Annotated in this window: 21 protein-coding genes; 13 read left to right on the top strand and 8 right to left on the bottom strand. The window is 61.5% G+C overall.

The window, feature by feature from the left end; all coding sequences use genetic code 11:
• From B5G06_RS08085 to B5G06_RS08095, 3 genes are all read right to left on the bottom strand, one after another.
• Positions 1 to 1,954: transglutaminase-like domain-containing protein (locus B5G06_RS08085; protein WP_143382721.1), on the bottom strand; the 1,954-nt coding region annotated here is incomplete at its 3' end.
• Positions 1,951 to 2,949: a DUF58 domain-containing protein gene (locus B5G06_RS08090; RefSeq protein ID WP_087188572.1), complete on the bottom strand. Its 999-nt coding sequence runs from the start codon at positions 2,947 to 2,949 to the stop codon at positions 1,951 to 1,953. The genes B5G06_RS08085 and B5G06_RS08090, both read right to left, overlap by 4 nt.
• Positions 2,950 to 2,953: 4 nt before the next feature.
• The gene (locus B5G06_RS08095; protein ID WP_087188573.1) at positions 2,954 to 3,886 is read right to left on the bottom strand and encodes an AAA family ATPase; all 933 of its coding nucleotides are present in this window, start codon (positions 3,884 to 3,886) and stop codon (positions 2,954 to 2,956) included.
• A gap of 248 nt (positions 3,887 to 4,134) precedes the next feature.
• On the opposite strand from B5G06_RS08095, the gene rimP reads away from it, so the two are divergent.
• From rimP to B5G06_RS08145, 10 genes are all read left to right on the top strand, one after another.
• A complete protein-coding gene (rimP, locus tag B5G06_RS08100) occupies positions 4,135 to 4,590 on the top strand; it encodes a ribosome maturation factor RimP (RefSeq protein ID WP_087188574.1) in 456 nt (151 codons plus the stop codon).
• A gap of 51 nt (positions 4,591 to 4,641) precedes the next feature.
• Entirely contained in the window at positions 4,642 to 5,799 is a 1,158-nt protein-coding gene (gene nusA, locus B5G06_RS08105; protein ID WP_087188575.1) for a transcription termination factor NusA, read from the top strand.
• Between the two features lie 39 nt (positions 5,800 to 5,838).
• Entirely contained in the window at positions 5,839 to 6,114 is a 276-nt protein-coding gene (locus B5G06_RS08110; RefSeq protein WP_087188576.1) for an RNase P modulator RnpM, read from the top strand.
• Positions 6,107 to 6,643, top strand: a complete 537-nt coding sequence (locus tag B5G06_RS08115; protein WP_087188577.1) for a L7Ae/L30e/S12e/Gadd45 family ribosomal protein — start codon at positions 6,107 to 6,109, stop codon at positions 6,641 to 6,643. The genes B5G06_RS08110 and B5G06_RS08115 overlap by 8 nt, the downstream gene beginning before the upstream one ends.
• Positions 6,644 to 6,760: 117 nt before the next feature.
• Positions 6,761 to 9,139, top strand: coding sequence for a translation initiation factor IF-2 (gene infB, locus B5G06_RS08120; RefSeq protein WP_204220776.1), 2,379 nt, complete (start codon positions 6,761 to 6,763; stop codon positions 9,137 to 9,139).
• Between the two features lie 83 nt (positions 9,140 to 9,222).
• A complete protein-coding gene (gene rbfA, locus B5G06_RS08125) occupies positions 9,223 to 9,612 on the top strand; it encodes a 30S ribosome-binding factor RbfA (RefSeq protein ID WP_087188579.1) in 390 nt (129 codons plus the stop codon).
• A 5-nt stretch (positions 9,613 to 9,617) separates the two neighbouring features.
• Positions 9,618 to 10,568, top strand: coding sequence for a DHH family phosphoesterase (locus B5G06_RS08130; RefSeq protein WP_087188580.1), 951 nt, complete (start codon positions 9,618 to 9,620; stop codon positions 10,566 to 10,568).
• A complete protein-coding gene (gene truB, locus B5G06_RS08135) occupies positions 10,561 to 11,445 on the top strand; it encodes a tRNA pseudouridine(55) synthase TruB (RefSeq protein ID WP_087188581.1) in 885 nt (294 codons plus the stop codon). Before B5G06_RS08130 ends, truB begins: the two co-directional genes overlap by 8 nt.
• 4 nt (positions 11,446 to 11,449) lie before the next feature.
• Complete coding sequence (ribF, locus tag B5G06_RS08140; protein ID WP_087188582.1) at positions 11,450 to 12,361, top strand: riboflavin biosynthesis protein RibF; 912 nt, start codon at positions 11,450 to 11,452, stop codon at positions 12,359 to 12,361.
• A 29-nt stretch (positions 12,362 to 12,390) separates the two neighbouring features.
• Complete coding sequence (locus B5G06_RS08145; RefSeq protein ID WP_087188583.1) at positions 12,391 to 13,707, top strand: DUF1576 domain-containing protein; 1,317 nt, start codon at positions 12,391 to 12,393, stop codon at positions 13,705 to 13,707.
• A gap of 60 nt (positions 13,708 to 13,767) precedes the next feature.
• Here the strand turns inward: B5G06_RS08145 and B5G06_RS08150 are convergent, their stop codons facing one another.
• Complete coding sequence (locus tag B5G06_RS08150; protein ID WP_087188584.1) at positions 13,768 to 14,085, bottom strand: winged helix-turn-helix transcriptional regulator; 318 nt, start codon at positions 14,083 to 14,085, stop codon at positions 13,768 to 13,770.
• Between the two features lie 120 nt (positions 14,086 to 14,205).
• On the opposite strand from B5G06_RS08150, the gene B5G06_RS08155 reads away from it, so the two are divergent.
• A complete protein-coding gene (locus tag B5G06_RS08155; protein WP_087188585.1) occupies positions 14,206 to 14,754 on the top strand; it encodes a nitroreductase family protein in 549 nt (182 codons plus the stop codon).
• A gap of 38 nt (positions 14,755 to 14,792) precedes the next feature.
• Here the strand turns inward: B5G06_RS08155 and B5G06_RS08160 are convergent, their stop codons facing one another.
• The 4 genes from B5G06_RS08160 to B5G06_RS08175 form a co-directional block, all read right to left on the bottom strand.
• Positions 14,793 to 15,542, bottom strand: a complete 750-nt coding sequence (locus B5G06_RS08160; RefSeq protein WP_158094675.1) for a DUF3169 family protein — start codon at positions 15,540 to 15,542, stop codon at positions 14,793 to 14,795.
• A complete protein-coding gene (locus B5G06_RS08165; RefSeq protein WP_087188587.1) occupies positions 15,535 to 15,750 on the bottom strand; it encodes a helix-turn-helix transcriptional regulator in 216 nt (71 codons plus the stop codon). Before B5G06_RS08165 ends, B5G06_RS08160 begins: the two co-directional genes overlap by 8 nt.
• A gap of 177 nt (positions 15,751 to 15,927) precedes the next feature.
• Positions 15,928 to 16,854, bottom strand: coding sequence for an SPFH domain-containing protein (locus B5G06_RS08170; protein ID WP_204220770.1), 927 nt, complete (start codon positions 16,852 to 16,854; stop codon positions 15,928 to 15,930).
• Positions 16,855 to 16,889: 35 nt separating this feature from the next.
• Positions 16,890 to 17,330: an NfeD family protein gene (locus B5G06_RS08175; RefSeq protein WP_087188588.1), complete on the bottom strand. Its 441-nt coding sequence runs from the start codon at positions 17,328 to 17,330 to the stop codon at positions 16,890 to 16,892.
• A 133-nt stretch (positions 17,331 to 17,463) separates the two neighbouring features.
• Here B5G06_RS08175 and B5G06_RS08180 point away from each other — a divergent pair, with 133 nt between their 5' ends.
• Both B5G06_RS08180 and B5G06_RS08185 read left to right on the top strand, forming a co-directional pair.
• The gene (locus tag B5G06_RS08180; protein ID WP_087188589.1) at positions 17,464 to 18,594 is read left to right on the top strand and encodes a THUMP domain-containing class I SAM-dependent RNA methyltransferase; all 1,131 of its coding nucleotides are present in this window, start codon (positions 17,464 to 17,466) and stop codon (positions 18,592 to 18,594) included.
• A 3-nt stretch (positions 18,595 to 18,597) separates the two neighbouring features.
• Complete coding sequence (locus B5G06_RS08185) at positions 18,598 to 19,770, top strand: WG repeat-containing protein (RefSeq protein ID WP_087188590.1); 1,173 nt, start codon at positions 18,598 to 18,600, stop codon at positions 19,768 to 19,770.
• Positions 19,771 to 19,786 lie beyond the last annotated feature (16 nt).

The following is a 19,786-nucleotide window of genomic DNA, read 5'->3' on the forward strand; positions in this document are numbered from 1 at the left end:
GTGTTGCGGTGGGGGTAGGCGTGGGGGTGGCCGTGCCGCTCTGGCCGGGATTGCTGCCGGCATAGGCGGGGGTGACCTCCACCGGCTCCCAGCCGTAGCCGGGAATATAGACCTCCACCCAGGCGTGGGCGGCGGAATCTGGGACATTCACATGGCCGGAGGAGGGTACGTCGGCCACATAGCCGGTGACATACCGGGCGGGGATACCCATAGCCCGCAGCATGAGGGTGGCGGCGCTGGCATAGTGCATACAGTAGCCCCGGTGACTCTCGGTGAGGAAATAGGTGACGAAATCCTCTCCCTCCGGGGTGGCGGGGGTGTTGGGATCATACTGAGTGATGGAGGCCAGATAATCGGCGATGGCCTGGGCGCTCTCCATGGTCCAAAGATGGATCAGGTTGATATCCGATTTTGTGAGGTCAGGAATACCGTTCTCCGAGGTAATGCCGTAGGAGAAATCGGGGGTACTGGTTATTTCCCTGCTGTCGCAGGCCTCCATGACCTGGGGCCAGAACTGGTCGGTGGCCTCTACCATGGCATCCCACAGCTGGGGAGAGTCGGGAATGGTCAGATATTTCTCGTAGACAAAGGCCCGATAGCGCGCCTCTGCTCGCCGGGCCTCCACCGGCAGCGCCGCCCCGGAATCGGGGGAGCAGCCAGGCTGGACATACAGGGTGTGGGTCCATACATCTTCTCCCCGGGCTAGATAGGAGTCGTACATGAACTTGGTGCCGCCGAGTTCGTTGGGCTGGGACAGGATGTGATAGGGAACGTACACATAGCCTGGATCGGCGCCCGTATTATGAACCGTGACCTTGGCGTATTGTTTGCTGGGAAAGGCGTTCCGGTCAGCCAGGGCGGGGAAGTTCATGGGCTGATAGCCGTCCAATGCGTTTTCCAAGTCGGAAAGGGGGAATTGGCCGGATACCTCATCGATGGGATAATAGAAGGGACCCAGGTCCTGATAGTCCGATTCCTTCAGAGGCCCCCAGCCGTCGCTGTCGTATACCGCGCTGGAAAAGCCCCGCAGGTAGATCCGGCCCCGCAGGTCGGTATCCACCTCCAGTACCGTCCGGCCGGAGAAGTCCAGAGGTCCGGCGTCGTCCAGGGACACCTTGCCGTCGGCATTGGTAAAGGAGCCGCCGCTGCCAAAGCCGAAGGGTCCTTTGCCGTCAAAGAGGGTAATATTCAGATGAGTTGCCCAGTTGTTGATGGAGTCCAGAGCGTCGTCTGCCCACTGGGGCCGCTGATAGGTGGATTGGGGCATGGCGGCGTTGAGGAGGAGCAGCAGCAGAGCTACCGCCGGAAAGGAGACCAGGGTGAGCCGTGCGGCTCCTGCCCGGTCCCACCGCCGGGCCAGGGACCCCAGGCCCATCACGCACCAGGCCAGAATGAGCACCATCAGAGGCAGCCAGGCCGGTGTGACAGAAATGCAAAGAGGAGCCAGCACAAAGGGGGCGGTGAGCAGGAAGGTGGCGGAAAAAGAAGGGAACCGTATAACCGCCAGGGCCAGCAGAACCACCAGAACAGCGGCCACAGCCAGGGCCAGAATGGTTGCGGCTCTGATCCAGACGGAGGGGGCCAGCTGGAGGATGGGCTCAATAAAGCCGTCCAGCTCCAGACTGGTACACACCGTATTCACCACAGAGCAGCGGAAGGTGATCTCTCCCAGCCGCATGGCGGTGAACATCTGCCACACCACCAGACCGTCAATGCAGAGTACCGCAGCCATACTCACCAGCATCCAGCGGGTAGGGAGTGCGCACAGAACGGTGAGCAAGACTGACAGAAGCACACAGCCTGTAAGGAAAAGGGTGAGCTCAAGAGACTGTCCTACCGCAGAGGAGAAGGACCAGAGGGTGCTGGACAACAGCAGGAAGAGCAGGAAGCCGCCGGTCAGCAGCTCCAGCCAGCCCGGCCGGGGCCGGGGCTGCCGTTTGGAATGCTGTTTCATCGTCCCCCTCCTTCCACGCCGTCCGGCGTTACATGGAGATGGCGTACCTTACCGCCGCCGGGCAGCCGGAGGGCGCCGTCCAGAATGGAGCGGCCCTCCAGAGGTGCGGGGGTGGAGAAGGCCAGCTCCAGACAGGACAGCAGAGCGTTGGGACTGTCCACAGCCCGGTCCTCTGCCACGCCGGTGACGGGAGAAGCCCACTGGATGTGGTGGGGGCGGTCCTGCTGCAGCAGCCAGCGGGAGAGAGCCCACAGCTGGGCAAAGGTGCGGTCCAGTTCCTCGGACGGACCGAAGTGGTCATAGGTCACCACAATGGCGGCCTGCTGGGGTTCCAGGGTCTCCCGCACCACCAGTTCGTCCTTTTTGGAGGACAGCTTCCAGTGGACGGACCGCAGGGGGTCCCCCACCCGGTACTCCCGCAGGTCGTAGTCCTCGCCGGGACCGCCGCCGGGCCGGGGGCGGAGTACCGTACCGGCGTTCTCACCGGCAGCCAGCTCCTCCTTTCCTTCCAGCTCCAGCTGGGCGGGGAGGATGAGGACAGCCCGCTCCGGGCCCTTTCGCACCGGCAGAGGAAAGAGCCCCAGCAGGTCGCAGCAGACCGCTTTCTCTACCTGGCAGACCAGACGGCCGCAGTGGGTGGCGGCCACCGTCAGTTCCGCCGGCTTCCGGGCGGTTACCGTGATCTTGCTTTCCCCCGACTCTCCGGTGAGCTGATTGGTCCAGCGCAGCCTGATCCGGGGGCGGATGAGGGGCAGGAAAGAGGAATGGTACAGGAGCACGCCAAACCGGGCGCTGCCGCCTACTGTGATCAGGGGGGCTTGGGGCACTACCGATGCCATACTCCCCATCCATCCGGGCAGAGCCAGCAGCAGGGAGAGAATGGGAAGCACCAGAATGAGTACCAATACAAAGGTGGACAGGTAAAAGCGGAAAAAGATCTGAAAGAGCACCGCCGCGCCCACCAAAACGGCGTATAAAATCCGACGGCCTGCCATAGCCTTACCCGATCTTGGGCGGCGGGACCAGCCGGAGAATCTCCGCCGCCGGCTGGAAGTTGCCGTTGGCCTCCGCCCGGGGGGAGAGAATGAGTCGGTGTGTCACCACATCGGCAAAGACCATGGATACGTCCTCCGGATTGACAAAGTCCCGGCCAAAGACCAGGGCGGCCGCCTTGGCCATGGCGGTAAGGGCCAGAGAGGCACGGGGACTGGCGCCCTGGACGATCATGGGGTGGCTGCGGGTGGCATTGACCAGCCGAATGATATAGTCCAGCACCGGGTCGGATACAAATACCTGGTCGGCCTGGGCACGGAGGGCGGCCAGACTGTTCAGATCCAGCACCTGGCGCACCTGATCCAGCGGGTTGTTTCCCTGCTTGCGGCGCACCATGGCAAACTCGTCCGCCGGGGCGGGGTAGCCCATGGAAAGCCGGATCATGAACCGGTCCATCTGGGAGTCGGGGAGCGGCTGAGTGCCTGAGGCCCCCGCCGGGTTCTGGGTGGCGATGACCAGGAAGGGCTGGGGCACCGGATGGGACACGCCGTCCACGGTGACCTGCCCCTCCTCCATGGCCTCCAGCAGGGCAGACTGGGTACGGCTGGTGGCCCGGTTCAGTTCATCCGCCAGAAACAGGTTGCACAGCACTGCTCCGGGCTGATACTCCATGGCGCCGGTGGACTTGTTGTAGATGGAAAAGCCGGTGATGTCTGAGGGCATCACGTCGGGGGTGAACTGCACCCGGTTATATTGCAGGCTCAGGGCCTTGGAAAAGGCCAGCGCCATGGTGGTCTTACCTACGCCGGGGATGTCCTCCAGCAAGATGTGGCCCCGGGCCAGAATGGCAAGCAGCACTTTGGCGAGCACGTTATCTTTGCCCACCACCGCTTTCTTTACCTCGCCCAAAATTTCCAGGGCCTGCTTGTTGCCTTCCATGCTCCGACCTCCTTAGAACAATAAATCTGATTCCTATTGTACCAGAGGGTTTCCTTATGTCAACTCAAATGCATAAAAAAGACCGGATTGGAAAAAATCACGGCAGACCCTTGCACAAAACACCGGTTTGTGGTATAGTACATACGTTAGTAGTAGAAGTATGGTGAGAGTGGGGTCACGGCTCCGCTCTTTCTTATTGAAAAAACGGGGTATGTAAATTTTTTACAGCCCCTTGCCGGAGGTGGATTATGGCCAAGGTAACGGAACTGGTATCCGCTCTGGCGGCCCCCCTGGTGGAGGCTGCCGGCTGCTCCCTGTGGGACGTGGAATATGTGCGGGAAGCGGGACAGTGGTTCCTGCGGATTTATATTGATAAGGAAGGCGGCGTCTCCATTAACGACTGTGAGGCGGTGAGCCGCCCCCTGTCCGACGCGCTGGACGAGGCCGATCCCATTGAGGGCAGCTATGTGCTGGAGGTCTCCTCCGCCGGCGCCGACCGACCCCTGAAGAAGCCGGAGCACTTTGCCGCCTTTATGGGGGCTGAGGTGGAGGTCCGCCTCTACCGGGCGGTGGACGGCCGGAAGGACCATGTGGGCACCCTGTCCGGCTATGAAAACGGCGACGTGACCATTGAGACAGCCGACGGTCCCAGAACCTTCGTCAAGAAGGACGTGGCCCAGACCCGGCTGTACGTGCGGTTTTAAGATGTAGGGGCGGACAGAAACCGCCCGTGTTGAGGATAAGGAGACAGAACTATGCCGAAGAAGAATGCCAAAGCGCAGAAGACCAATGAGCTGGACGGCAAGGAATTTTTTGCCGCCATCAACCTGATTGAGAAGGAAAAGGGCATCCCCAAGTCCTATATGCTGGAGAAGATCACCCAGGCCCTGGTGTCCGCCTACAAGCGGGACCATGAGACCGTTGGGGACAATGTGACGGTGGAAGCCGATGAGCAGGCCGGCACTGTCCGGATGTTCGTCAAGAAGGACGTGGTGGAGGAGGTAGATAACCCCTGCACCGAGATGAGCCTGGAGATGGCCCGCTCCAAGCTGCCCCAGGCCCAGCTGGGCGATGTGATCCGGATCGAGATCAAGACCCGGGACTTTGGCCGCATTGCCGCTCAGACTGCCCGTCAGGTCATCATCCAGGGTATGCGCGAGGCCGAGCGGGGCATGGTGTACGACGAGTTCTCCTCCAAGGAGCACGAGATCCTCACCGGCGTGGTCACCCGTATCGATCCCCGCTCCGGCGCCGCCAGCCTGCGGATCGGCTCCGGCAGCGAGGCCACCGAAGCCTTCCTGGCTGCCGGCGAGCAGGTCAAGGGCGAGGAGTACGTGGAGGGTATGCGCCTGCGGGTATATGTGGTGGAGGTCCGCCGTTCCACCAAGGGTCCCCAGGTCCTGATCTCCCGCACCCATCCCGGCCTGGTGAAGCGGCTGTTCGAGATGGAAGTGCCCGAGATCTACGACGGCACTGTGGAAGTCAAGTCCATTGCCCGTGAGGCCGGTTCCCGCACCAAGCTGGCTGTCTGGTCCGCCGATCCCAACGTGGACCCCATCGGCGCCTGCGTGGGTCCCCGGGGCCAGCGTGTCAACAACATCGTGGAGGAGCTCCGCGGCGAGAAGGTGGACATTGTCAAGTGGTCTGAGGACCCCGCCGTGTACATCGCCGCCGCTCTGTCCCCCGCCGATGTCATCAGCGTGGACATCCACGAGGAGGGCAAGACCTGCCGCGTGGTGGTGCCCGACGATCAGCTGTCCCTGGCCATCGGCAAGGAGGGTCAGAACGCCCGCCTGGCCGCCAAGCTGACCGGCTGGAAGATCGACATCAAGCCCGCCTCCGCCCCCGCCGACGAGGAAGTGGAGGACGAGGAGGACGTGATCCTCGAGGACGAGGCCGAGACCGAGGAGTAATCCCTCAGTGATCAAATAAGATGGAAGGGGGGCAGAAGGATGCCCAAGAAGATTCCCATGCGTCAGTGCGTAGGCTGCCGGGAGATGAAGCCCAAGAAGGAGCTGATCCGGGTGGTGAAGAGCCCCGAGGGGGAAGTCTCCCTGGATTTCAAGGGAAAGAAGCCGGGCCGGGGGGCCTATGTATGTCCCGACGAGGCCTGCCTGAAGCGGGCCCGGAAGGCCAAGGCGCTGGAGCGGGCTTTCTCCGCCCCCATGCCCGACGAGGTATATGAGGCGCTGGAACAGCAGATGCGGGAGGGCGATCAGGATGGATAGCGTACTGCATCTGCTGGGCATCGCCCGTAAGGCAGGCCGTGTGGAGGTGGGCGAGGAGCCGGTGGGCGCCGCCGCCCGGGCCCACCAGGCCAAGCTGATCCTCACCGCCTGTGACGGCGCGGACAACAGCCTGCGCCGGGCCGCTCACTTTGCCGAGATCGGCAAGGTGCCCCACCTGCCTACGCCCTACACCAAGGGCGGCCTGGGCGGTGCGGTAGGCCGCTCCGCCTGCACCATGCTGGCCCTCACTGATGTGGGGCTGGCCGCCGCCATTGCTGCCAAGCTGGCTCAAGCCGATCCGGAGCACTGCTCCGCCGCGGCGGAGGAGCTGAAAATCAAGGCAGATAAGGCCCTTCAGCGGCAGAAGGAACAGCGGGCCCATGAGAAGAACCTGCAAAAGAAGAACAAGAAGCCGTGGGCTCCGCCCCCCAAGGCGGCCAAAGCGCCCGAGAATCCGCCCGCGGCCAAAAAGCAGGCAAGACCGTTTGCCCCCAAGGGCAAACTGACCATCAAGAAGCAGCAGCCATGAACAAGAAGTGGCTGAGGACAGATTGGAACAAGCAGGCTTGTTCCAATAAGAAAGCGCAGCGGTCCCGCCGCGTTTTCCTATTGGCGCAAGCCGACCAGTTGGAGGTGGCTTTATTTGCTGAACAACAAATACCGTGTGCATGAGGTGGCCAAGGATTTCAACAAGAACTCCAAGGATATCACCGACATTCTGACCAAATACGCGACGACTCCGAAGAACCATATGCAGCCTCTGGGCGACCGGGAGCTGTCTCTGATTTTCGAGTATCTCACCCAGCACAATCAGGTGGAGAGCATTGAGAGCATCTACGCCGATGTGTATCGGGAACCCAAGGCCGCGGCCAAGGAAACACCTGCCGCCGGGAAGGAGGAGCAGCGCACTGCTCCCGCTCAGCAGCAGAACCAGAAGGGTGGAAAGCCTGTGAAGGAACATACCGCGCCTGTCAATAAGCCCGCCGCTCAGGCGGAGCAGCCCAAGACTCAGCCCGTCCAGCAGCCCAGCCGGCCCACGACCCGTGTGCCTGAGAAGAAGGTTGTGGACACCCGCAAGAGCGGCAACGTGAACCTGGAGAAGTACGACCAGCGGCTGGAGGATCTGGCCGCCGGCAAGACCAAGCAGATGCAGGCCGGCAAGCAGAAGTTCCAGGGCCGCAACCAGCGCAAGGGCGGTTTCCAGGGCGGCAACAAGCGCCGCCAGGAGGAGCAGGAGAAGATGCGCCGGCTCCAGATGGAGATCGCCAAAAAGACCCCCCTCACCGTCAAGATCCCCGACGAAATCGGTGTGGGCGAGCTGGCTTCCCGCATGAAGAAGACCGGCGCCGAGGTGGTCAAGACCCTGATGAAGAACGGCGTCATGGCCTCCCTGTCCGACGTCATCGACTTCGATACCGCCGCCATCATTGCCGAGGAGCTGGGCTGCAAGGTGGAGAAGGAGATCATCGTCACCATCGAGGAGAAGCTCATCGATACCGCTGAGGATAAGGAAGAGGATCTGCTGCCCCGCGCTCCCGTGGTGGTGGTTATGGGCCACGTCGACCACGGCAAGACCTCTCTGCTGGACTATATCCGCAACGCCCATGTGGCGGCGGGCGAGGCCGGCGGCATCACCCAGCACATCGGCGCCTATCAGGTGGAGGTCCAGGGCAAGCCCATTACCTTCCTGGATACCCCCGGCCACGAGGCCTTCACCGCCATGCGTGCCCGCGGCGCTATGATCACCGACGTGGCTATCCTGGTGGTGGCTGCCGACGACGGTATTATGCCCCAGACCGTGGAGTCCATCAACCACGCCAAGGCCGCCAAGATCCCCGTGATCGTGGCCATCAATAAGATGGATAAGCCGGAGGCCAACCCCGAGCGCATCAAGGAGCAGCTCACCAAGTACGAGCTGGTGCCTGAGGAGTGGGGCGGCGAGACCATTATCTGCCCCATCTCCGCCAAGACCGGCGAGGGCATCGACAACCTGCTGGAGATGGTCAACCTGACCGCCGAGATGCAGGAGCTGAAGGCCAATCCCAACCGCTCTGCCCACGGTGCTGTCATCGAGGCCCGTCTGGACAAGGGCCGCGGTCCTGTGGCCACTCTGCTGGTGCAGAACGGTACCCTCCATCAGGGCGACATCATCATTGCCGGTACCGCCGTGGGCCGTGTCCGTGCCATGACCAACGCCCGGGGCGAGAAGCTCACCGAGGCCGGTCCCTCCGTGCCTGTGGAGATCATCGGCATGAGCGAAGTGCCCGGCGCCGGTGACGACTTCCACGCCGTGGCCGACGAGCGTATGGCCCGTGAGCTGGTGGAGCAGCGCAAGCACGACCAGAAGATGGCTGCTTCCAGCCCGGTGGGCAAGGTAAGCCTGGAGGATCTGTTCAGCCAGATCAAGCAGGGCGAGATGAAGGACCTGAACATCATCGTCAAGGCCGACGTGCAGGGCTCCGCCGAGGCCGTCAAGGCCTCCCTGGAGAAGATCTCCAATGACGAGGTCCGGGTGCGGGTCATCCACTGCGCGGTGGGCGCCATCAACGAGAGCGACGTCATGCTGGCTACCACCTCCAACGCCATCATCGTGGGCTTCAACGTCCGTCCCGACTCCAACGCCAAGGACACCGCCGCCCGCAACAAGGTTGATATGCGGATGTACCGCGTGATCTACGACTGCATCAACGAGATCGAGACCGCCATGAAGGGTATGCTGGCTCCCAAGTTCAAGGAAGTGGAGCTGGGCCAGGCCGAGGTGCGCAACGTGTTCCGCATCACCGGCGTGGGCATGGTGGCCGGCTGCTACGTCACGGGCGGCAAGATGCAGCGCGGCGCCCAGATGCGCCTGCTGCGCGACAACGTGGTGATCTACGACGGTTCCATCGCTTCCCTCCAGCGCTTCAAGGACAGCGTGAAGGAAGTGGCTCAGGGCTACGAGTGCGGCATCACCTTCGAGAAGTTCCAGGACATCAAGGAGGGCGACGTCATTGAAGCCTTCCTGATGGAGCAAATTGAAGTATAATTATAAAAAATGAAATCAGACCCGTTCCGTCCCCAATTCATTTGAGGAGGGGGCGGGTCTGTATTGCGTAATAGGAGAAAAATATGGCAAGTAATCGCATTGGACGTATCAACGAGGAGATCCAGCGGGAGCTGGCCACCCTCATCCGCACGGTCAAGGACCCCCGGGTCCACGGACTGGTGTCCATCACCGGCGTGGATACCACCTCTGACCTGCGCTATTCCAAGATCTATGTCAGCGTGCTGGATAAGAGCGACGTGAGCGAGGTGGTCAAGGGCCTGAAATCCGCCGGAGGCTACCTGCGGCGGGAACTGGGTGCGGCCCTGAAGCTGCGCTATACCCCCGAGCTGCAATTTGTAGAGGATGACTCCATCGGCCAGGGTGCCCATATCCTGAGTATGCTGCGGAATCCGGAGGTAGTGAAGCCTGCCAATCCGGCCAACGCCCACATCGATCTGGACAGCGAGGAGTGAGCTCCATGACCTATACCGAAGCTGCGGCCTGGCTGAAGGACCACGACCGCTACCTGGTCCTGACCCACAAGCGCCCCGACGGGGACACCATCGGCTGTGCCGCTGCCCTGTGCCTGGGACTGCGCGGCCTGGGCAAGACGGCTCATATCTGCCCCGGCACCGGGGAGACTCATCTCTTCACCCCTTACCTGGAGGGCCTGCTGGCCCCCGAGGGGTATGAGCCGGAGACGGTGGTCAGCGTGGACATCGCCGCCCGGGGTCTTTTTACCAAATCCGGTCAGCCCTGGCTGGAGCGGGGAATCGATCTGGCCATTGACCACCATCCCTCTCAGGAGTTTTTTGCCAAGGAGACCTGCCTGGACGCCGGGCGGGCGGCCTGCGGCGAGATCATCTACGACATCCTGAAAGAACTGGGGCAGATCAACCAGGAGACGGCGGTTCCCCTGTATGTGGCGGTATCCACCGACACCGGCTGCTTCCAGTACAGCAACACCACGGCGGATACCCACCGGGTGGCCGCCGCCCTGATGGATACTGGAATCGATGTATTCCCCCTGAACAAGCGCCACTTCCGTACCAAGACCTGGGCTCGGCTCCAGGTGGAACGGCTCATTGTGGAGCGGATGCACCGCTATGAGGACGGCAAGGTGGCCGTGGCTCCCGTGTCCCTGTCTCTGATGGACGAGGCGGGCGCCACTGAGGAGGACATGGAGGATATCGCGGCTTTCCTGGGCCAGATCGAGGGGGTGGAGACCTCCGTCACCATCCGGGAGCTGGAGGACGGGGCCTGCAAGCTGTCCGTCCGCACCAGCGGCGGACTGAACGCTACCCGTGTGTGCGCCCTGCTGGGGGGCGGCGGGCACGCCGCCGCCGCGGGCTGTACCGTGGACGGTACGCTGGAGCAGGCGGAGTCCGCCATCCTGGACGCCATCCGGCAGGTGGAAAGCAATGCCTAACGGAGTCATCATCATCGACAAGCCCCAGGAGTGGACCAGCATGGATATCTGCGCCAAGCTGCGGGGGATCTTCCACGAAAAGCGGATTGGCCACGGCGGCACCCTGGACCCCATGGCTACCGGTGTGCTGCCTGTCTTTGTGGGGCGGGCGACCCGGGCGGTGGAGTTTGCCACCGAGGGGAAAAAGGAATATATCGCCGGATTAAAACTGGGTGTTATGACAAATACCCAGGATACCACCGGCCAGGTGCTGGAACAGCGGCCGGTCCAGGTGGATCGGGAGACCCTGAAAGCGGCCCTGGAACCCTTCCGTGGGGATATTCTTCAGATCCCACCCATGTATTCTGCCATCAAGCGGGACGGCAAAAAGCTCTACGAGCTGGCCCGTGCAGGCAAAGAGGTGGAGCGGCCCCCCAGGCCGGTGACCATCTATGAGCTGGAGGTGCTGGAGGAGGCCCCGGCTGGGTTCCCTCAGGAGGAGGATGCCTGGTATCTGCGGGTGCGCTGCTCCAAGGGCACTTATGTCCGGACCCTGTGCCATGATATTGGGCAGGCGCTGGGCTGCGGTGGCTGTATGTCCGCCCTGCGGCGCACCGAGGCGGCGGGATATACTCTGGATCAGGCGGTAACTTTGGAGGAACTCCAGGCTGCCACCGACCCGGCGTCCCTGCTGATCCCGGTGGACGGCTGCTTTGGGGAATACCCGGCGGTGACCATCGGAGCGGAGGTACTGAAGAAGGCCAAAAACGGCAGTCCCTTTTCCTGTGCCGTGGCTGACGGTACATGGAGGGTGTACGGCCCCGATGGGGAATTTTTGCTGTTGGGCCGGTGCGCCGGCGGTGTAATGGCTACCATCAAAAGTTTTTTCGAGGTGTGAGACAGTGAACGGGACAGAGACAAGACGTGTGATCGCCCTGGGCTTTTTTGACGGCGTTCACTTGGGCCACGGCGCCCTGCTGCGCCGGGTGGGGGAGAAGGCGGCCGAACTGGGAGCCGTCCCGGCGGCGGTCACCTTTGATACCCATCCGGAGAACCTGATCCTCAAGACCCCGGCGGTCCCCCTGCTCAGCTCCCCCCTGGACCGGGCGGAGCTGATGCGGCGGTACTACGGTATCCGGGATGTGATCGTGGCCCACTTTGACGAGCGGATGATGCACCAGCCCTGGCGGGAGTTTGTCACCGACTATCTGGTGAAGGAGCATGGGGCGGTCCATCTGGTGGCCGGCCACGATTTCCACTTCGGCTATAAGGGAGAGGGTAATCCGGAGCGGCTCCAGACACTGTGTCAGGAGCTGGGCATTGGCTGCGATATCATTCCCAAGGTGTGCCGGGACGACATCACGGTGTCATCCACCTATATCCGTACCCTGGTAGCCCAGGGCGAGATGGAGCGGGCCAACGAATTTTTGGGCCATCCCCATACCCTCACCGATACCGTGGCCCACGGCAAGAAGCTGGGGTCCACTCTGGGCTTTCCCACGGTGAATCTGCGGTTCCAGCCCGGTGTGCTGGTGCCCGCTTATGGGGTATATGCTACCAAAGTGTGGTTTGAAAACGGCGACAGCCGCCTGGCGGTGACCAATGTGGGGGTGCGCCCCACGGTGGACGACGGCGACCGGGTGACTGTGGAAGGATTTATCCTGGATTTCAACGGCAACCTGTACGGACAGAGTGTCCGGATGGAGTTTTATAAGCGCCTGCGGGGCGAGCGGAAGTTCGACAGCCTGGAGGAGCTCAAGCAAGAAGTCATGCGTAACGCGGAACAGACCCGAGCCTATTTTGACGGTCGGTAAGACGGCTGCCATCCGAAAGGGGACACCATATGCGCTACCACAAGATTTACCCTGCTGCCATCTGCTTTGCTGCCTATCTGATTGCCATCGGGCTGATCCTGGGTGATCCCACCCGGATTCTGCCCGGCCTGTGGAAGATCATACAGACGGAAGATGCCCTCATCACCGACTATGTGAAGATCGCGGGCATTGGGGCAGCCTTTGTCAACGCCGCCCTGGTCACCCTCATCAGCCTGGGCATCCTCCATTTGAGTAAGGACCCCCTTAACGGCTATACCCTGGTGGAGATCGGCCTGATGGCGGGCTTTGCCCTGTTCGGCAAGAATATCGCCAACATTTGGCCCATTATCTTCGGCACCTTCCTGTACGCCAAGGTCCGCCGGGAGGACTTCGGCAAATATGCCTCGGTGTCCCTGCTGGCCACCTCCCTGTCGCCGGTGGTCAGCTATGTGGCCTTGGACAACGGCTGGGGCAACATCTGGTGGGCTATTCTCATCGGCGCCATCATCGGCTTTGTGCTGCCCCCTCTGTCCGCCTATACATACAAGATCCAGAACGGTATGAACCTGTACAACATGGGCTTCGCCTGCGGCCTGCTGGCTACCATTCTGGTGCCGGTAATGACCTCCCTGGGGGCTGATCCCAACGTGGCGCACCATTGGGCCACCGGCTACAATCTGCAGCTGGGAATCTGCCTGGGCAGCCTGTGCCTGCTCCTCATCATTATGGGCTTGTTTTTCAGCGGACGTCCTATCTGGGCAGCCTGGGCCGGCTACCGCCGGCTGCTGCTCACCACTGGCCGGGCCCCCAGTGACTACCTGCGTATGTTTGGCGCTGCCCCTACTTTGATCAACGTAGGTGTTAACGGACTGATCGGTATGACCTTCATCCTGGCCACCGGCGGCGATTTAAACGGTCCCACTATGGGCGGCATCTTTACCATCATGGGCTTCTCCGCTTTCGGCAAGCACGCCCGCAATATCATCCCCATTATGCTGGGCGTGGTGCTGGGCAGCTTTTGTATGCACTGGCACATCAACGACAGCGGTGTGCAGCTGGCTCTGCTCTTTGGTACCACCCTGGCCCCCATCTCGGGGTATTTTGGCTGGCCCTTCGGCATCGTGGCCGGATTTCTCCACTCCTCGGTGGTGTTGCGGGCCGGTACCCCGGTAGAAGGCTTTAACCTCTACAACAACGGCTTTTCCGGCGGCCTGCTGGCCATCGTGCTCTATCCCATCATCACCGAGGCGGTGCGGCACCGCAAACCGGAGCTGCAGAACGAGGACTACTTCGACGCCTTCGAGCACGACTCGCCGGTGGTTCCCCCGCCTACCAGAAAGAAATAACCCATTATATTCTTTACAAAAGAACCCCCGGAACCACTGGTTCCGGGGGTTCTTTTGCATTTAGTTGGCATCGATTTCCTCGTAGGCGTGCGTTCCCCATTCTCCCAGCGCCCGGAGGGCGGGGTCAATGGAACGGCCCAGCTCGGTTAAAGAATACTCCACCTTAGGCGGAATTTCCGGGTACTGCTCCCGGTGGACCAGCTTGCACTGCTCCAGCTCCTCCAGGGATTTGGAGAGCATGACGCTGGAAATGCCGGAAAGCCTGCGCTGAAGCTCGTTAAAACGGATGATCTCCTGTTGGTTCAGCTCCCAGAGGATGCGTAGCTTCCACTTTCCGCTGACCAGTCCCAGGGCGAATTTGACGGGACAGCCCTCCATCAATACCCCTCCTCACTAAGTTTTTTCTTACTGAGTAAAGAAAAATTGCGTACTTGCGCATTTTTAGACGATATTTATAATTATAGCCACAAGCACGAAAAAAGAAAGGGGTATTTCTCAATGAATGTACAGCAGGCGATCGAGACCCGCCGGAGTATCCGCGCCTATGAGGCCCGGCCCGTAGAGCGGGAGAAGCTGGAGGCGGTGCTCCGCACGGGCAATCAGGCGCCCATCTTCGGGCAGTTCCATATGAGTGTGTTTGTGGGGCCGGAGCAGATCAGTGCCGTGGACACCGCGGCGGTGGAGGGGATGGCCCACTCCGGTGTGCCTTTCCTGGAGGATCTGGCCGCCCAGGAGGGCTTCCATCCCCTCTATGGCGCGGCGGCCCTGGTGGTGCTCTCCGCCCCGGGCGGAAATGACGAGAAGGGCTTCAACATGGCCAATGTGTCCTGCGCGGCGGAGAATATGATGCTGGCCGCCACCGAGCTGGGGCTGGGCTCCTGCTTCCTCATGGGTCCCGTGATTGCCTTCAGCGACCCGGCTCTGCGTGCCAGACTGGGCCTGCCGGAGGGCTACGAGCCCCTGATCGGTGTAGCCCTGGGCTATGCCGCCGGGGAGCATCCAACCGCTCCGGATCGGAAAAACGACAACATTACCTGGTGCGACTAAAAAAGAACGGGACGCCTGCGGGCGTCCCGTTTTGTTGCTTATCTGGAACCGCGGTGGCTAAGGCGGATACATCCAAGGGTGTAGGACACCTGAAGCACCCCCCACACCAGCACTGCCACCAGGATGGGCAGCAGGCCGATGTCGGCCACCAGACTCAGAAGCATCAGCACCAGCCAGAGGGCGGCACAGGCTCCGTTGGCAGCTTTGAAGGCGCGGAAGGAGGCCTGCCCGATCTGGGCCTGCTCCAGTTCGTCGCAGCTTTCCAGCCACTTTTTCTGGAAGTTCATGTCGTAGACGCTGCCCTTTTTCTCGGGATTCATCCGACGGGTCTGATCCACCACCTTCTGCTGGAGGACCATCATGAGACCCATGGATGCCAGAAAGCACAGGGCATTGGTCAGAATATCGGCGTAGAGAAAACCCGCCGCCAGGAAAAACAGATTGGTCAGTACCACCAGACTGCTCAACAGCAGGGCATAACTCAGCTGATCCTCCATCCTCTGGTAGGCATCATCCGACTCCTGGTCCCAGGCGGCATATCCCTTTTTGGCGGCGCGGTACAGGCCAAAGCCAGGGATCAGCAGCACGGCGCTGCACACCGGGATGGCCCAGGGGGTAATGACCTCCATCAGCCGGTCCAACCCAGTCCAGATCACGTCCAGTGTCCCCCGGTCCGCCGCCATGGCGCTAAAAAAGCCCGCAGCAGCGCCCAGAACGGCGGACAACAGAATTACCAGCAAAAAGAGAGGGAAGGACCTGCGATTGTCCCGCTTCACCGTGTCATTCATCGTGCTCATCCTCCTGATAGGTAAAAATGTCCTCCACGGTCACCCCGCAGAGTTTGGCCAGCTTGAGAGCCAGGGTTACGGAGGGGGAATAGTCTCCCCGCTCAATCTGGCTGATGGTCTGGCGGGATACCCCCGCCAGGCGGCCCATCTCCTGCTGATTGACCCCCAGTCTGGCCCGGTATTCCTTGAGCCGGTTGTAAAGCGGCATGGTCACACCTCCGGTTGACAAATATCCACGTCAAAATGACAAGTATTCTTGTCAAAACAAGCATAGCACTGACAAGGATAGTTGTCAAGGCAAATGTGATGGAATGGCATAAAATTTAAAACAACAAAAAGCGGCGCGCCGCAGTTTCGCGGCGCGCCGTTGGAATGGCGGGGGATCTTAAGACTTCTTGGGGTCGTCGGCGGAGGACTCGAACACCGCCTTGGCGGAGGCACACAGGCCTGCCAGTCCCTGGATCTCCGAGGGGATGATGAGCTTGGTGGCCTGGCCGTTGGCGGCGGCCTGGAAGGCCTCCAGGGCCTTGATCTTCAGCACCTGGTCGGTGGGGCTGGCCTCGTTGAGGAGCTTCAGGGCCTCAGCGGTGGCCTGCTGCACCTTCAGGATGGCCTCGGCCTCGCCCTCGGCCTTCATGATGGCGGCCTGCTTGGCGGCGTCGGCCCGGAGGATGAGCGACTGCTTCTCGCCCTCAGCCACCAGGATCTGGCTCTGCTTCTGGCCTTCGGCCTGGAGGATGGATTCCCGGCGCTCTCGCTCGGCCTTCATCTGCTTCTCCATGGCGTCCTGGATCTCTCTGGGCGGGATAATGTTCTTCAGCTCCACCCGGTTGACCTTGATGCCCCAGGGGTCGGTAGCCTCGTCCAGAATGGAGCGCATCTTGGAGTTGATGATGTCGCGGCTGGTGAGGGATTGGTCCAGCTCCAGCTCACCGATGATGTTGCGCAGGGTGGTGGCGGTCAGGTTCTCAATGGCGCTCATGGGGTGCTCCACGCCGTAGGTATACAGCTTGGCGTCGGTGATCTGGAAGTAGAGCACCGTGTCAATCTGCATGGTGACGTTGTCCTTGGTGATAACGGGCTGAGGGGCAAAATCCACCACCTGCTCCTTGAGGGAGACTACCTTGGCAACCCGTTCCACGAAGGGCAGCTTGAAGTGGACGCCCACGCCCCACACGGAGTGGAAGGCGCCCATACGCTCAATGACATAGGCCTTGGACTGCTGGACGATTTTCAGGTTGGCGGCCAGCAGCAGGATAATGAGCACAGCCAGAATGATGATGATAATGGGAATAATGGGGATATTGGGCATACTCCACTCCTCCTTTTTAAACACTCGATGGGTGTTCAGGCTTGCTTCACACTTGTGACAATCAGCTTAACCCCTTCGATCCGAAGGACCCGCACGGGAGTACCTTCAGGAATGGGCTCTTCCGACTCGGAACGTGCGGTCCAGACGGCGCCGCTCACCGTGACCTGTCCCTTGGCGGCCCGGTTATCGATGGCCTGGGTGACCACACCTTCGGCGCCCACCGCCCGGTCGGCGTTGGTGGCCACCTGCTTGGGGGTCACATAGCGCTGGGCCAGGGGACGGATCACCAATAGGGTGACCAGAGAGACCACCAGGAATACCGCAAACTGAATCCAGATATTATCCACGAAAAAGGACGTGATCAGTGCGGCCAGTGCGCCCAGCGCGAACCACAGGGAGACCAGAGTTACAGTCACTCCCTCCAGAACGGCCAGGACCACCAGCGCCACCAGCCAGCAAATACTGGGTATGGGCATAGACGGACCTCCTTTCTTACGCTTATCCTAACATAGTTCCATAAAAAAGGGAAGTGACATTCCGTTACAGTTTGCCAAGCGGAGCGAAATAGGGTATACTGGACCAAACGATTGCTGTGACAAGGAGCCTGACATGAAAGAACTGGAATTGCTGATCCCCACGTTGTTTGGTCTGGAGGGCCTGTGTGCCGAGGAGCTGCGCCGGCTGGGCCTGCCGGAGGTGAAGGCAGAGAACGGCCGGGTGGGCTGCAAGGCCCGGCCGGCGGACATCCCCCGGGTGAATCTGAACCTGCGTACCGGCGAGCGGGTGCTGCTGGTGGTGGGGCGGTACCATGCTGCCGACTTTGAGGCCCTGTTTGAAGGGGCCAAAGCCCTGCCCTGGGAGAACTTTATCCCTCGGGAGGGGGCCTTCCCGGTGAAGGGCTATTCCCTTAACTCCCAGCTCCATGCCCTGCCTGCCATCCAGTCTGTGCTGAAAAAGGCTCTGGCCGCCCGGCTGGGGCAGAAGTACGGCCTGGATACCCTGCCGGAGACCGGCGCCCTCTATCAGGTCCAGTTCTCTCTGATGCACGATGAGGTTACCCTGATGCTGGATACCACCGGGGCGGGGCTCCACAAGCGGGGCTACCGGGCGGTGGGTGTGGCTGCCCCCCTGCGGGAGACCCTGGCCGCCGCTATGGTGCTCCTCTCCCGCTACCGGGGAAAGGACCCCTTCTGCGATCCCTTCTGCGGCTCGGGCACCATCGCCATTGAGGCCGCTCTCATCGCCAAGAATCGGGCCCCCGGACTGAACCGGGCCTTCTCTGCCCAGCGGTGGAAGTGGCTGGACAGCGGGCTGTGGCTCCAGGCCGCCGACGAGGCCATGGACAAGGAGTTCCATGGCGACTACGACATCTGGGGCGGGGACATCGACCCCAAGGCGGTAGCCATTGCCCGGGACAATGCGGTAAAGGCTGACGTGGAGGATGTGGTTCGCTTTGAGGTGGCCGACGCCACCAAATTCCACCGGGATGCCCCCGTGGGCCGGGTGGTCACCAATCCCCCCTACGGTGAGCGCATCCTGGAGAAGCGGGAGGCGGAGGATCTGTACCGGGCCTTCGGCAAGGCAGTGCGCACCCTGCCGGAGGGGTGGAAGGTGAGCGTACTCTCCTCCCATACCGAGTTTGAGCGGACCTTTGGCCGGACGGCGGACAAGAAACGGAAGCTGTATAACGGTATGCTGAAATGCGACCTGTTCCAGTACGGCCTTGACAGACGGAGGTAGGATATGAAAAAGAAGCGGATGCTGCGATTGCCCTGTTTGCTGCTGGCCCTCTGCCTTCTGCTGGGGGGACAGGCTCTGGCCGCACCCGAGGGAGCCGTGGTATGGGGCTACAGCGAGGGACTGGCCCAGTGTGAGTATAACGGCAAGTGGGGCTTTGTGGACGCGCAGAAGCGGGTAGTCATCCCCCTGAAATACAACAGTGTGGTATCCTTTTCTCTGGGGTTGGCTGCCGTCAATCTGGACGGTAAGCTGGGTGTGATCCGGCCGGACGGTACCTACCTGATCCAGCCGGAGTACGGCACGCTGCTGCCTCTGGACTGCGGCCTCTATGTGGTGCAGAAGGGCACCCGCTGGGGTGTGGCCAGTATCCTGCCTTTCTCCGACGGACAGGGGGGAACCACCAATCTGCTTTACGATCTGATCTATGACAGTGCCACCATCACGGAGCAGGGAGGGACCCGGGTCCTTACCTTGACCCGCGATGGAGAGGTCACCAAGATCCCGGTCTTTGAGCTGCCCCGAATCCTGGTGGAGAAGGGGGTGCCCTCCGCCCGGTTTTCTCTGACCCGTGGCAAGCTGCCCGATTTCAGCGATGTGTCTCCCAGGGACTGGTTTGCGGTATGGGTGGACATCGCCTACAATGTGGGGCTGACCTCCGGTGTGGGCGGCAACCGGTATGCGCCGGAGCAGACCCTGACGGTGGCTGAGGTGCTCAAGCTGGCCGCCACCATGGAGAGCCGCTATAAAGATGACAGCTTCCATACCAGCAGTTCCACCGGACCCTACTGGTACTCCGGCGCGGTGAACTACTGTCTGGCCAGCGGCATCATTCAGAGCGGCACCTTCAGCCAGAAGGACTACCTGCGCCCGGCTACCCGGCGGGAGATCGCCCAGATCTTTGCGGACACCAGCCAGGCCAAGCACATGAAGAACATCAACGATCTGTCCAGGATCAAGGTCTCCGTGCCCGACGTCAAGCCGGGCGATCCTGGCGCGGACGCCATTTACAGCCTCTATGCCAAGGGTGTGCTTACCGGTGTGGACAGCAAGCTGACCTTCAACCCCAAGGGAACGGTGACCCGGGCGGAGGCGGCGGCCATCGTGGCCCGTATGGCACGGGCGGAGCAGCGGCTGACTCTCTGGGGGACCTTTAATCCCAGCGCTTTTGCCGCGTGAGTTGGAGCAGATTGAA

It is taken from the genome of Flavonifractor sp. An52 (genome assembly GCF_002159385.1).
Lineage (GTDB): Bacteria > Bacillota > Clostridia > Oscillospirales > Oscillospiraceae > Flavonifractor > Flavonifractor avicola.

Bases quoted from the DNA above. Each gene is read 5' to 3' on its own strand.
- B5G06_RS08090 (WP_087188572.1), bottom strand. From the start codon at position 2,949: ATGGCAGGCCGTCGGATTTTATACGCCGTTTTGGTGGGCGCGGCGGTG.
- B5G06_RS08095 (WP_087188573.1), bottom strand. From the start codon at position 3,886: ATGGAAGGCAACAAGCAGGCCCTGGAAATTTTGGGCGAGGTAAAGAAA.
- rimP (WP_087188574.1), top strand. From the start codon at position 4,135: ATGGCCAAGGTAACGGAACTGGTATCCGCTCTGGCGGCCCCCCTGGTG.
- nusA (WP_087188575.1), top strand. From the start codon at position 4,642: ATGCCGAAGAAGAATGCCAAAGCGCAGAAGACCAATGAGCTGGACGGC.
- B5G06_RS08110 (WP_087188576.1), top strand. From the start codon at position 5,839: ATGCCCAAGAAGATTCCCATGCGTCAGTGCGTAGGCTGCCGGGAGATG.
- B5G06_RS08115 (WP_087188577.1), top strand. From the start codon at position 6,107: ATGGATAGCGTACTGCATCTGCTGGGCATCGCCCGTAAGGCAGGCCGT.
- rbfA (WP_087188579.1), top strand. From the start codon at position 9,223: ATGGCAAGTAATCGCATTGGACGTATCAACGAGGAGATCCAGCGGGAG.
- B5G06_RS08130 (WP_087188580.1), top strand. From the start codon at position 9,618: ATGACCTATACCGAAGCTGCGGCCTGGCTGAAGGACCACGACCGCTAC.
- truB (WP_087188581.1), top strand. From the start codon at position 10,561: ATGCCTAACGGAGTCATCATCATCGACAAGCCCCAGGAGTGGACCAGC.
- B5G06_RS08145 (WP_087188583.1), top strand. From the start codon at position 12,391: ATGCGCTACCACAAGATTTACCCTGCTGCCATCTGCTTTGCTGCCTAT.
- B5G06_RS08150 (WP_087188584.1), bottom strand. From the start codon at position 14,085: ATGGAGGGCTGTCCCGTCAAATTCGCCCTGGGACTGGTCAGCGGAAAG.
- B5G06_RS08155 (WP_087188585.1), top strand. From the start codon at position 14,206: ATGAATGTACAGCAGGCGATCGAGACCCGCCGGAGTATCCGCGCCTAT.
- B5G06_RS08160 (WP_158094675.1), bottom strand. From the start codon at position 15,542: ATGAATGACACGGTGAAGCGGGACAATCGCAGGTCCTTCCCTCTCTTT.
- B5G06_RS08165 (WP_087188587.1), bottom strand. From the start codon at position 15,750: ATGCCGCTTTACAACCGGCTCAAGGAATACCGGGCCAGACTGGGGGTC.
- B5G06_RS08170 (WP_204220770.1), bottom strand. From the start codon at position 16,854: ATGCCCAATATCCCCATTATTCCCATTATCATCATCATTCTGGCTGTG.
- B5G06_RS08175 (WP_087188588.1), bottom strand. From the start codon at position 17,330: ATGCCCATACCCAGTATTTGCTGGCTGGTGGCGCTGGTGGTCCTGGCC.
- B5G06_RS08180 (WP_087188589.1), top strand. From the start codon at position 17,464: ATGAAAGAACTGGAATTGCTGATCCCCACGTTGTTTGGTCTGGAGGGC.
- B5G06_RS08185 (WP_087188590.1), top strand. From the start codon at position 18,598: ATGAAAAAGAAGCGGATGCTGCGATTGCCCTGTTTGCTGCTGGCCCTC.